This is a genomic window from Streptomyces cellostaticus, from assembly GCF_001513965.1.
GTDB classification, from domain to species: domain Bacteria; phylum Actinomycetota; class Actinomycetes; order Streptomycetales; family Streptomycetaceae; genus Streptomyces; species Streptomyces cellostaticus.
In genome coordinates, this window is sequence record NZ_KQ948024.1 from 1 (window position 1) to 11874 (window position 11874).

Annotated in this window: 9 protein-coding genes; 2 read left to right on the forward strand and 7 right to left on the reverse strand. The window is 66.7% G+C overall.

Annotation, left to right across the window (positions count from 1 at the left end):
* The first annotated feature begins 142 nt into the window (after positions 1 to 142).
* Together AQI88_RS19970 and AQI88_RS43280 are read left to right on the forward strand one after the other, a co-directional pair.
* Entirely contained in the window at positions 143 to 937 is a 795-nt protein-coding gene (locus AQI88_RS19970) for a helix-turn-helix domain-containing protein (RefSeq protein WP_067000971.1), read from the forward strand.
* Positions 930 to 1151 carry a DUF397 domain-containing protein gene (locus AQI88_RS43280; protein WP_079057681.1) on the forward strand — a complete coding sequence of 74 codons (222 nt, stop codon included), beginning with the start codon at positions 930 to 932 and terminating at the stop codon, positions 1149 to 1151. Before AQI88_RS19970 ends, AQI88_RS43280 begins: the two co-directional genes overlap by 8 nt.
* 419 nt (positions 1152 to 1570) lie before the next feature.
* Here the strand turns inward: AQI88_RS43280 and AQI88_RS43285 are convergent, their stop codons facing one another.
* From AQI88_RS43285 to AQI88_RS20000, 7 genes are all read right to left on the reverse strand, one after another.
* The gene (locus tag AQI88_RS43285; protein WP_079057682.1) at positions 1571 to 2782 is read right to left on the reverse strand and encodes a restriction endonuclease subunit S; all 1212 of its coding nucleotides are present in this window, start codon (positions 2780 to 2782) and stop codon (positions 1571 to 1573) included.
* Entirely contained in the window at positions 2772 to 5393 is a 2622-nt protein-coding gene (locus AQI88_RS19975; RefSeq protein WP_067000974.1) for a type I restriction-modification system subunit M, read from the reverse strand. Before AQI88_RS19975 ends, AQI88_RS43285 begins: the two co-directional genes overlap by 11 nt.
* 122 nt (positions 5394 to 5515) lie before the next feature.
* Entirely contained in the window at positions 5516 to 6193 is a 678-nt protein-coding gene (locus AQI88_RS19980) for an RloB family protein (RefSeq protein ID WP_067000977.1), read from the reverse strand.
* A complete protein-coding gene (locus tag AQI88_RS19985; protein WP_067000980.1) occupies positions 6193 to 7455 on the reverse strand; it encodes an AAA family ATPase in 1263 nt (420 codons plus the stop codon). The genes AQI88_RS19980 and AQI88_RS19985 overlap by 1 nt, the downstream gene beginning before the upstream one ends.
* A 118-nt stretch (positions 7456 to 7573) precedes the next feature.
* Complete coding sequence (locus AQI88_RS19990; RefSeq protein WP_067000983.1) at positions 7574 to 9265, reverse strand: thiamine pyrophosphate-binding protein; 1692 nt, start codon at positions 9263 to 9265, stop codon at positions 7574 to 7576.
* 23 nt (positions 9266 to 9288) lie between these two features.
* The gene (gene speB, locus AQI88_RS19995; RefSeq protein WP_067000986.1) at positions 9289 to 10257 is read right to left on the reverse strand and encodes an agmatinase; all 969 of its coding nucleotides are present in this window, start codon (positions 10255 to 10257) and stop codon (positions 9289 to 9291) included.
* 56 nt (positions 10258 to 10313) lie between these two features.
* Positions 10314 to 11774 (reverse strand): sodium:solute symporter family protein, encoded by a 1461-nt coding sequence (locus AQI88_RS20000; protein WP_067000989.1) that lies wholly within the window; start codon positions 11772 to 11774, stop codon positions 10314 to 10316.
* Between the last annotated feature and the right edge of the window lie 100 nt (positions 11775 to 11874).

Sequence of the window (11874 nt, forward strand, 5' to 3'; positions counted from 1 at the left end):
ATTGATGGCCACGCCCCCGGACCGGTCGCACGGTCGCGGGGGTATCGCTTTGTGTAGCGATCTGCTCACAGCGTGGGACGGGTCGGGCTAGGCTCGCCAGAGGGTGGCGTGTGACCAGGCGTCTGTCGCAAGGGAGTTAGCCATGAGCAACACGTACGGTGAGTGGCTCAGGCAGCAGCGCGAGGCCGCGGGGTTGACGCAGCAGCAACTGGCCGACATGGCATTCATGACGCGCTCACACATCGCCCATATCGAGGCGGGGAGGCGTGTCCCGTCCAAGGAGGATGCGCGGCGCTTGGACAAGGCTCTGAACACGGGTGATGTGCTAAGCAGCTTCCTGCCGCAGGAAGACGGAACGATTGCCGACTACTTCGAAGCGGCACGCCAACTCGAACAACAGGCAGTGGTCATCCGCGAGTTCGCGCTGAGCTTCATCCCTGGCATTCTTCAGACGGAAAGGTACGCGCGTGCGGTTCTGGGCACGACATTCCCTCCCCGGAGTGCTGAGGAGCGTGACAGGCACGTCGTCACACGGCTTGAGCGCGCGAAGATCCTTGCCGATCCGGTGGTGCCCGTAGTATGGACACTGTTGGACGAGGCAGCGCTACGTCGCCCGGTCGGCGGCCGGGAAGCCATGACTGAACAGCTCATGCACATCGTCCGCTTGGTCGAGAGCGAGCGAGTACGTGCTCACGTCCTGCCGTTGAGCTTGGGTGTTCACCCGCTCATGCAGAGCATGCTGTCATTGTGGTGGTTCGAGGACCAGCCCCCTGCCGCGTACAGCGAGGGCATGTCCATCGGCAAGGTGCACGACTCCCCTGCCGTGGTCCAGCGGCTCCAAGGCGTCTACGATCTCGCACTGGGCGACGCGGTACCACAGAACGAGTCGGTTGCACTCTTGAGGGCGATTGCGAAGGAATACGGACACAATGACTGAGCACATCATCCCGGATGCATCCGTAGCGAGCGGCTGGCGCAAGTCGTCGCATAGCGGCAACGAGTCAGGCAGCTGCATCGAGGTACTGGACGACCACCCATCAGGCGTCCCCGTCCGGGACTCCAAGGTTCCGCATGGCCCTGCGCTGGTCTTCCCGACGGCCGGATGGTCATCCTTCGTCACAGCAATCAAGAGCAGTGGGTTCCTCGCCTGAGCGCCGCAGCCCACTCCCAGCAGCACCGGGCGCCGGCACTGGCACTGGCACTGGCACTGGCGGCGTGGCCTAGCGTCCGTAGCAGTCCCGGATCAAGGATGCCAGCCCCACTCCAGCCATCCTTCTTGCCGAGTTTAAGAAGGTTGGCTGGTTCGCCCATCGCCGCGGCACCCTCATCGAAATAACCTTTCTCTCACCCGCAGAGAGAGGTCCGAAATTGTCAGATCCAGACATCGAAAGATTCCGGCTCTGGAAATTCATCTTGGTTGCACTGGCCGTTGGGGCTCTCAACGGACCGCCCGCCGCCAGTGAAAATCCGTCTGAGAGTGAGACACACCCTCCCAGGCCAATCATTCAAGTGGATCTAAATATCTAGATAGCGGCACCGGGGCGGCTGGCAGTCACCCCGGTGCCGCTATTCACGAAGGAAGAAGATTCACTGAGATGCCTTGCTGGAGCGTCCGCAGCTTGGCAAGTTCCCACCCCTCACGAGCGACCGCCTCATCACAAGCCGAGAGCGTCGCGACAATTCTACGTTGCTCAGCTAGATCCACAGGGAAGTCGATCTCAAGTTCCTGCAGACGTGTGGGATTCACATTAACTTGCTGAACAGCGACGGTAGAGATCGACCTCACTCGCTGCCTGACCACGGGATGCATCAACCATTCCACAAGATACTCTGGCAGCAACCTCTCAGTATCCGGCTTCAGCCGAACAAGATAGGAGGCGAATGTCGCACGTGAAAGCTCGCTCCCCCAAATCCCAGCCTTCCCCACGTGATCGATACTGTTGGTCCGATTGAACAATACGTCACCGCGACGAAGTTCTATGCGACCAGGCACAGGAACAGGGCAGTACCGGAGATCCGCCAGATCCGGCTTCCCATCCCGGAGGTTATTCATACGAAGGACAGGAATTCCTCGCGGGTCATTGTTCAAGGCCTCAGAGATGCCGTATTCAACGAATGGAACTACCTCTCTTAGCGGCAAGCGCATCCAGCCCCCGACTGGAGCAGTTGCGGTAATGGGAGAAAGTTCCTCTAGGGCCATACCTCTACGGATATCACGAGACTTAGCAATCGACTTCTTGAGGCCTCGCTCCATCGCATCTGCGGCCGCGAAAATTTCAACGATTCGCTGTTGCTCCGGCAACGGAAGATACGGCACCGGCATGGCCTTCAACTGCGATGAGCTGATGGTTGCAAGATTGGTTGTCTGCTTTGCAATCCGCAAAAAGTAGGAACGCCCCGTGGGGGATGCCAAGTACAAGGCGAGGAAGTCCGGGAGCAGTCGAGATTCGAAGCAACGAACTCTGAACACGTGATTCTGGTGAAGGCACGGGTCAATTCGCCCGTCCCAAACCGCGCCGCGCCCCAACTTGTCGAAGTCGCCCCCCTCGGTCAGCAGTACGTCGCCCTGCTGCAGACGGAAGCGCTCGATCGAATGCGCCGGGACACGCACGGTCTTGACGTCGTCCGTAGAGATGTAGCCATCCTGGACATTGGCCACTCGTAGATACGGCAGTTCAACACTCAAGCCACTTGAGACACTGCCGCCCAAGGCCACGCCCCCAACCACGTCAGCCAGGCTGTCCAGACGCTGGTACTGGGGTCGCCCGCGCTCAGCTGGCATAGCCAAGCTCCTTCAGGAACCCATCCAGCGTCGCCGCCGCCTTCTCCCGCCCCGCCCTGATCTCCCGCAACGACACCGCGTACTTGCCCTCCCACACCCCATACGCCTCGGCCAACTCCCGCCTCCGACGTACCACATGCCCGTCCAGCTTCCCGAGAAGGTCATTGCGCAGCAAATCCAGCACCACCCGCCGCTCCCCCTCCGGCCCCAACGCCTCCCGCTCCCGGAACAGTCTCGGCGGCTCCTCGCCCAGCTTGGGCTGCTCACCAGGCGCCCGCTCGAACCAAAAGTCCGCCTCAAGCCGCTTGATCAGCGCGCCCACCTTCGCGCGTTCCTTCTTCACTGAGGTCAGCTCCGCCAACTGCTCTACGCTCAGAGCGACTTCCTCGCGTGTGACGGCGTCCTCGTCACGTTCATCACCGTCACCCTCTTCCGAGGTCTCCGGCTCCGCGTTCAGTTCCTTCCACCGCGCGTCCAGCTCCGCCTTCCGCGCGTCCGCCGCCGCCAGCTCCTCCAGGAAGTCAGGGGCGATGGCCGCGACCACCTTGTGGTCGTACGCCTGCCGCCGCTCAGCCGCAGTCCGCTTCCGCAGCTTCTTCGACTTCGGGTCCTGCTCAGGCGCCAGCATCGTCTCGACGTTCTCGACCCAGCCGTCCACGACACCCGCGAACCCGTTCTCCGACAGTGCGAGCAGGTCGTACTTGGCCTCGTACCACCAGCCGGCCACCGCTCCCGCCAGCGCGTACCGATCCAGCAGGCCGACGCCGCCCAACTGCTCCACGAACGACTCGATCAGCGACCCCCGCACGGCCATCAGCGCTGCCTTGCGCTCCGAGGGCGTCAGGTCCGCGAGGCGTTCCGGTGTCGCCGCCACCGCCTCCAGCTGCCGCGCCTCCGCCGCCCACCACTTGTCGAACGCCGTCCGCAGCGCGTCCTCGCTCGGCCCGGCCAGCTCCGCCAGCCTTGCCGCGTCCGGCCGCTGCCCCTCCGGCAGAAAGTCCACGTACTTTTCGTCCACGGGGTCCCGCTCCGCGAACAGATCGGTCAGCTTGATCTCGTACGAGTCGAGCAGCTCCTTCTTCGCCTCGATCTCCTCGCGCGGTACGCCGCCCACCAGGTGCGCCCGAACGTCCTGCGGCTCCGGCGGCGGCGTGTTGTCCACGTAGCGGCGGATGTTGAGGTTGTAGTCGTTGGTGCGCAGCTCCTCAAGGGGTACGGCCCGCGAGAAGCCCGGCACCTTCGCGTACGTACGGAAGGTGGAGGTGATCTTTTCGGCGTGCTCGGGCAGCAGCACGTTCTGCGCGCGTTCCGCGTGGAATTCGCGGTCGGCGTTGATGAACAGCACCTTGTGCTCGCGCCTCGGGTCCACTTCCTTCTTCCTGCCCGGTGGGCGCAGGACCAGGATGCAGGCCGGGATGCCCGTGCCGTAGAAGAGGTTCGGGGCGAGGCCGATGACCGCCTCGATCGCGTCCTCCTCGATGAGCTTCGCCCGGATCTCCTGTTCGCCGCCGCCCCGGAACAGCACACCGTGCGGCATGACCGTGATCACCATGCCGCCGTGCCGACTCGGGCCACCGTCCAGCCTGGTCTCCCACAGCATGTGCTGGAGGAACATCAGGTCGGCCTTGCCGCGCTCACTCGTCGTTCCGTACGTCGTGCGCTGCGTGCCGAACGCAAGGTCGCTGAGCACGTAGTCCATGGAGAACGGCGGATTGCTGAGCACTCCGTCGAAACGGTCCGCGTCCGACTTCGGCACATGCGCCGGCTCGGCCAGCGTGTCCCCAGTGTGCAGGTCGAAGCGCCGCACCCCGTGCAGGACCATGTTCATCGTCGACATGATCCATGAGCCGCTGTTGGCGTCCTGACCTGCGAAGAACATGTCCGACGTGTCGCCGCCGTGCTCCTCCACGTATTCCTTGGCGTGGATGAGCATGCCGCCCGAGCCGACGCAGGGGTCGTAGATCCGCATGCCCTGCTTGGGGCCGAGCAGCTCGACCATCATGCGGACCACGGCGCGCGGGGTGTAGAACTCGCCGCCCTTGCGGCCCGCCGAGTCCGCGAATTCCTTGATCAGGTACTCGTAAGCGGCACCGATCAGGTCCGGGAACTCGAAGTCGTCCGTACGCAGCCGGATGCGACCGAAGTGCGCGATGAGCAGTTTCAGCCGCTGGTCGGCGAGTTTCGCCGCGCCCGCAGCCGCGCCGGAGCCACCGATACGGTTGAAGTCGAGGTGGTCGAAGAGGCCCTTGAGCTTGGCGTTCTGGCCTTCCAGCGCCTGCAGGGCCGGACGCAGTCTGTCCTCGGTGATGTTGTGGGTGGCCGACGAGATCCACTTCCAGCGGGCGTTCCTCGGCACAAACAGCACATCGCGCTGGCTGTACTCGGACTCCTGCTCCAGGAAGCCGGCCAGCATCTCGTCCGCGAGCCCCAGCTCTTTGGCCGCGTACTCCTTGATCTGCTCCCGCGCCGCCTCGAACTCGTCATTGGCCCGCTTCAGGAAGAGCAGACCGAAGATGTAGTCCTTGTACTCCGAGGCGTCCATCGTCCCCCGGAGGATGTCAGCGGCGGCGAACAGATGCCGCTCCAGCTGCGCGAGCGTGAGCTTGGCCACGTACGACTCCCTACGACCTGAGTGACGTAGGAACCCTACGGCCGCCGCGGTCCATACCGAAATCCGCTTACCGGTGTCGGTCGGGATTCACGCCCGCCCAGAACAGCAACTCACCGAGGCGGTCAGTACGAGGCTATTCCGAGCCCTTGCTCCACGAATTCGTACACATCGGTGTACGGGTCACGATTCACGAGGGCCACGTGATCGCCGTGTTGCCCGTTCATCTGGAGCGCGCGCTTCCTCGCGTCCTGGTAGCCCCCGGTGATCTGGTGCGGCAGTACCAGTTTGATGTTCGCCGCGTCCTTCGGCGTTCTCGCGAACGGCAGCCTCGTCGTCACCTGACCGCAGACCCCGCCGAACGTACCGGTCACCGGCTTGTGGTGCAGCAGGCGCCAGACCTCGAAGCAGGGGTGGGAGAAGGCGACCCGGACGTCTCCTTCGCGTGCCTGCTTCAGCGCGGTCTCGATGCCCTCGTGCTCATCCCGGTCGAAGAGGCACCAGACCTGTGGGAGGTACTTCTTCTCCAGCCCGCTGCGCTTCGCCTGCCGCTGCTCGTCCCGCATGAGTCTGACCGCCGCCTCGACCAGCTTGAGCGGCTTGCGCTGGGAACCTGGGGCGGAGGCGTTCGCGATGCGCACCTCCACGGTCATGGCCGGGTCTGCCGGAACGCCATGCTGCTTGATGATCTCTATGTACGAGGGTTCGGTGACCAACCCCTCGGTGAAGACGTGGACGACCCTCTTGCGCCGCCCGCGACGCTGCGCCGGCCCCAGCGAGTCCTTGCCCCTCGTCTTCGCCATCAGCCCTGCTCCACCTCGGTCTCGGCGTGCTCCTGGTCGGCCAGCAGGCGCCGGGCGATCTGTCCCTCCAAGAGAGACGGGACTGCTCCGAAGGCTCCTGCCAGGTACGACCTCATCAAGTCCTCGTCCTCCCCGGGGGATGCCGCGGTCAACGGATAGAGCTCCGTGGCTCCGTCCTTGTCCTTTTCTGTCAGCCACACCTGGTCGGGTTCCAGCAGCCGCCCACCACTCGGTGTGGTGAGCACTGACGGGTCGTGCGAGGTGAAGAGCAGCTGTGCGCCGTGCGGATTGGCCAACGGGTCGTGAAAGAGCCGAACGACTTCGGCGGCGAAGCGTGGGTGCAGGCTGGCATCCAGTTCGTCGACCAGGAGCACCGCGCCCTCGTCGAGGGCGAGCAGCAATGGGCCGAGGAGGGCGAACCAGGACCGGGTTCCCAACGACTCCGTCTGCCAGTCGAAGGCGACCTCGCCCGTGGCCGAGCTGTGGACCAGCTTCACCGTCGCCCGGCCCTTGCCGTCGTCGACCACTTCGGTTCCGGTGATGCCGAGGTCGGCCACGCGCAATAGTTCTTCGATGCGACGTGCCCGGGCTCCGGAAAGCTCCTGCCTGGTGAACGCCTCGCGCTGTGCCCGTTCGTCCTCCGGATTGATCAGCCAGAGATTGCGGCGGAACCAATGGAAGAGGGGGGACAGCTGCGGGTGATTGTCCGTCCCCGCAGTGGAGAGCAGTAGTGCGTTCGGACGGGTACGCCGAGCAAGTTGCGCACGGTCTTTGACCCGGTTGCCCGGCCACTCGTACACCTCTGCCCGCGAAGCGTCCCGGTCGAGCCACACCTGGCGGTGACCGCGCGGGTAACTGTGCAGCCATTCGGCTTCGACGCGGGTCCGCCCCAGCTCGAAGCCGTAGGTCCAGCGAACGCCGTCGAGTACGAAGTCGACCTCGAAGAAACTGGGCTCGGCCTCCGCCTCCGGGTCCAGTGCGAAGACGTGGCGCCGAGTACCGTCGTACGCGGCCCAGCGGGCGTAGGAATTGATCACGGCGTTGCGCATGTCGACCAGCGCAGCCAGTACGTTCGACTTGCCGGAGGCGTTGGCCCCGAAGATGCCTGCCAGCGGGAACACGGCGATGGACTTGCCGCCCGCGAGCTTCACCTCTCGAGCCGCGCCGCGTTCACCGCCGGGCTCACCCTCGGGCGCCACGAAGGACAGCTCCTGCTCTTCGTGCAAGGACCGCACGTTCGCGACACGGAACCTGAGCAGCATGCTGTCCTCCTCTCAGTGCTCAGAGTAATCGTCGCCTCTGACATCAGTCCGGCCTGGTACGGCTGTGGCCTCAGGGAACATACCGTCCATCCGAGGTGGCAGGCAGCCGGACGAGTGATCAGCTCGTACCCAGATGCGTGGGCGCGAACATCCGCAGCACCGCCGGGAGTACGACCACCGACGGGCCCGGGGAGGCCAGGGCCTTCGTCAGGTCCTCCTCCAAGGTCTCCGGCGTCGTCCGGACGCCCGGCACGCCGAAGGACTCGGCCAGGGCCACATAGTCCGGACGCGTCAGCTCCGTCGCCGTCGGCTGGCCGAAGGCGTCCGTCATGTACTCGCGGAGGATGCCGTAGCCGCCGTCGTCGATGATCAGCCAGGTGACGGGGAGGTCGTACTGGCGGGCCGTCGCCAGTTCGGCGATCGAGTACAGGGCGCCGCCGTCGCCGGACACCGCCAGGACCGGGCGGGTCGGGTCCGCGGCGGCTGCGCCGAGCGCGGCCGGGAAGCCGTAGCCCAGGCCGCCCGCGCCCTGCGCGGAGTGCATGGTGTTCGCGCCCCGGGGGTCGAAGGCCGACCACGCCCAGTACGCCAGGATCGTCATGTCCCAGAAGGACGGGGAACCGGCGGGGAGCGCACGGCGGACGGAGAACAACATCTCCTGTTCCAGGGTGAGTTCCTGGGCGGCTATGCGATCCGCTACCTTCGCGAGAAGCTCTCGCACCCGCTGCGGCGCCGACTCGTCCGTGCGCTCCTCCACCGTCTCCAGCAGCGCCTGGAGCGCCAGGCGGGCGTCCGCGTGGATGCCCAGCGCCGGGTGGTTGGACTCCAGCTTGCCGAGGTCCGCCTCGATCTGGATGACCCGGCCGCGGGGCTTGAACGTGTGGTAGTTGGAGGACAGTTCACCCAGGCCCGAGCCGACCACCAGAAGGACGTCCGCGTCCTCCAGGAAGTCCGTGGTGTGGCGGTCCTCCAGCCAGGACTGGAGGGACAGGGGGTGCGTCCAGGGGAACGCGCCCTTGCCGCCGAAGGTCGTGACGACGGGGGCGTCGAGCTTCTCGGCCAGCGCCTTCAGCTTCCCCGAAGCGTCCGAGCGTACGACCCCGCCGCCCGCGATGATCGCCGGGCGCGCCGCGTGCGACAGCAAGTGTGCCGCCACCGCCGTCAGTTCGGGGCGCGGGGCCAGGTCCTCCGGGGTCGCGTCCGGTGCCGTCACCATCGGCAGCACGGTCGGAGAGAGCAGCACGTCCTGCGGGATCTCCACCCACACCGGGCCGTGCGGAGCCGTCAGTGCCGACTTCCAGGCGGCGGCGATGGCGGAGGGGATCTGGGACTGGGTGCGGACGGTGTGGACCGACTTGACCACCCCCCTGAACGAGGCTGCCTGGTCGGGGAGTTCGTGCAGGTAGCCGTGGCGGCCGCCGCCCAGGCCCGCCGTCGGGATCTGGCTGCTGATCGCCAGGACCGGGGCGGAGGCGGCGGCGGCCTCCTGCAGTGCGGCCAGCGAGGTCAGCGCGCCCGGGCCCGTCGAGAGCAGCAGCGGGGCCGCCTCGCCGGTGATCCTGCCGTACGCGTCGGCCGCGAAGCCCGCGTTGTTCTCCACCCGCAGGCCGATGTAGCGCAGGGAGGAGCGGCGCAGGGCGTCGAACATGCCGAGGGCGTGCTGGCCGGGCAGGCCGAAGACGGTCGTCGCGCCGAGCCCGGCCAGGGTTTCCACGACCAGGTCTCCGCCGTTGCGCCCCGGGGGCGGGTTCAGCGCGGTCGAGATCTGTGCCGCCGTCGGGCGGAGTACCAGGTCGTGGTCGTGAGTCACTGCTCTCGGTCCCCTAAGGAGAGTTAGGCGTTGCGGGCGGCCGCGATCTGGCGGCTCATGATGGTGGTCAGTTCGTAGGCCGTGTGGGAGGCCGCCACCGAGGTGATCTCCGCGTGGTCGTACGCGGGAGCGACCTCGACGACGTCCGCCGAGACCAGGTTGCACGATGCCAGCCCGCGCAGGATCTCCAGCAGCTCGCGGGAGGTCATGCCGCCCGCCTCCGGCGTGCCGGTGCCGGGCGCGTGGGCCGGGTCGAGGCAGTCGATGTCGATGGAGATGTACAGCGGGCGGTCGCCGATGCGCTGGCGCAGCTGGTCGGCGACCTCGTCGGCGCCGCGGCGGTAGATGTCCGCGGAGGTGACGATGCCGAAGCCCATCTTCTCGTCGTCGGTCAGGTCCTGCTTGCCGTACAGCGGGCCGCGGGTGCCGACGTGGGAGAGCGCCTCGGTGTCGAGGATGCCCTCCTCCACCGCGCGGCGGAACGGGGTGCCGTGCGTGTACTCGGCGCCGAAGTAGGTGTCCCAGGTGTCGAGGTGCGCGTCGAAGTGGAGCAGCGCCACCGGGCCGTGCTTCTTCGCCATCGAGCGCAGCAGCGGGAGGGCGATGGTGTGGTCGCCGCCCAGCGTCATCAGACGGGCGCCGGTGCCGAGGAGGTCGTCGGCCGCCGCCTCGATGGTCTCCACGGCCTCGTTGATGTTGAACGGGTTCACGGCGATGTCGCCGCCGTCCGCGACCTGGGCGAGGGCGAAGGGAGACGCGTCCTGCGCCGGGTTGTACGGGCGCAGCAGCCGGGACGCCTCGCGGATGGCGTTGCCGCCGAAGCGGGCGCCCGGCCGGTACGAGACGCCGGAGTCGAACGGCACGCCCACGACGGCGACGTCGGCGGTGCCGACCTCGTCCAGGCGGGGCAACCGGGCGAAGGTCGCGGGTCCGGCGTACCGCGGGATGCGGGAGGAGTCGACGGGGCCGCGGGGCGTCTCGTTGCTGCTCATGATGAAATGCCTTCTTTCTTGCGCTTCATCGCGCATGTACTGCTTTCCATACGACTCTACTGGTGAGCCGGGACAGGTTCGGACACGAGTTCGGGGGAGCGTCCCGCGAGGCGCTCGCGCCAGGCGGTCAGGACGGCCTCGTCGGTGGGCCTGGTCGCCAGGGAGACGGCCACGTAGGCGGCGAGGGAGGCGAGCAGGCCGTAGTAGACGGGCTCGTTGGCGAGGATGCCGTAGCCCGCCATCAGGCCGATCACGGCGAGACCGCCGACGATCACGGAGGCGAGGGCGCCCTGCACGGTGCCGCGCTTCCACAGCAGCCCGCCGAGGATGGGCACGAGCAGGCCGCCGACGAGGAGGTTGTACGCCACCGTCAGCGCCTCCACGACGTTGTTCAGCGCGATCGCCGTGCCGATCACCGCGACACCCATGATCAGGATGAAGGCACGGTTGCCCCTGACCTCGTCGTGCTCCTCGCCGCCTCGGCGCGCCGCGCCCCGCAGCCGGGACCAGATGTCGTTGTTGGCGACCGTGGCGCAGGCGATCAGCGCGCCGGAGGAGGTGGACATCACGGCGGCCAGGGCGGCGGCCAGCACCAGGCCGCGCACGCCGACGGGGAGTTCGTCCTTGACGATGGTGGCGAAGGCGTCGTCCGGGCTGCCGAGCTTGGGGTAGAGGACCTTGGCCGCGGTGCCGATGACGGCGCCGGCGAGGGCGTAGGCCAGGCAGTAGGTTCCGGCCACCGTGCCGCCCCACTTCGCGGTCCGGTCGCTGCGGGCGGTGAACACACGCTGCCAGATGTCCTGGCCGATGAGCATGCCGAAGGTGTAGATCAGCACGTACGTGAAGATCGTCTCGCCGCCGATGCCCAGCGGGTCGAAGTACGAGGTCGGCAGCTTGGCCTTCATCTCGGAGAAGCCGCCCGCCTTGACGACCGCGATGGGCAGCAGGAGCAGGAGCACGCCGATCGTCTTGACCACGAACTGCACCATGTCGGTGAGCGTGATGGACCACATGCCGCCGAGGGTCGAGTACGCGACGACGATCGAGCCGCCGAGGATGATCGCGACGGTGCGGTTCATGTCGAAGAGGACGTCGAAGATGGTGGCGTAGGCGATGGTGGACGTCACCGCGAGCATGAGGGTGTACGCCCACATGACCACGCCCGAGATCACGCCCGCCCGGCCGCCGTAGCGCAGGTCCAGCATCTCGGAGACCGTGTAGACCTTCAGGCGGGCGATGCGGGCCGAGAAGAAGACGCTCAGGGCGAGCAGGCCGAGGCCGATGGTGAAGACCATCCAGGCGCCGGAGAGCCCGTACTGGTAGCCGAGTCCGACGCCGCCGATGGTGGACGCGCCGCCGAGGACGATCGCGGCCATCGTGCCGGAGTACATGGCGGGCCCGAGGCGGCGGCCGGCCACCAGGAACTCGCTCTTCGACCTGGCGCGGCGCATGCCCCACCAGCCCATGGCCAGCATGCCGGCCAGATAGACGACGATCACTGTGTAGTCGACGGCCATGCGGGGCCCTCCTTCGCGCACTGTCGGTGGCGTGTCGTGCAGAGACGTGGGGTTTCCTGAGAAGAGGAGCGACGGCAGCGGATCGCGGGGACATCCGCCC

Bases quoted from the DNA above. Each gene is read 5' to 3' on its own strand.
- AQI88_RS19970 (WP_067000971.1), top strand. From the start codon at position 143: ATGAGCAACACGTACGGTGAGTGGCTCAGGCAGCAGCGCGAGGCCGCG.
- AQI88_RS43280 (WP_079057681.1), top strand. From the start codon at position 930: ATGACTGAGCACATCATCCCGGATGCATCCGTAGCGAGCGGCTGGCGC.
- AQI88_RS43285 (WP_079057682.1), bottom strand. From the start codon at position 2,782: ATGCCAGCTGAGCGCGGGCGACCCCAGTACCAGCGTCTGGACAGCCTG.
- AQI88_RS19980 (WP_067000977.1), bottom strand. From the start codon at position 6,193: ATGGCGAAGACGAGGGGCAAGGACTCGCTGGGGCCGGCGCAGCGTCGC.
- AQI88_RS19985 (WP_067000980.1), bottom strand. From the start codon at position 7,455: ATGCTGCTCAGGTTCCGTGTCGCGAACGTGCGGTCCTTGCACGAAGAG.
- speB (WP_067000986.1), bottom strand. From the start codon at position 10,257: ATGAGCAGCAACGAGACGCCCCGCGGCCCCGTCGACTCCTCCCGCATC.
- AQI88_RS20000 (WP_067000989.1), bottom strand. From the start codon at position 11,774: ATGGCCGTCGACTACACAGTGATCGTCGTCTATCTGGCCGGCATGCTG.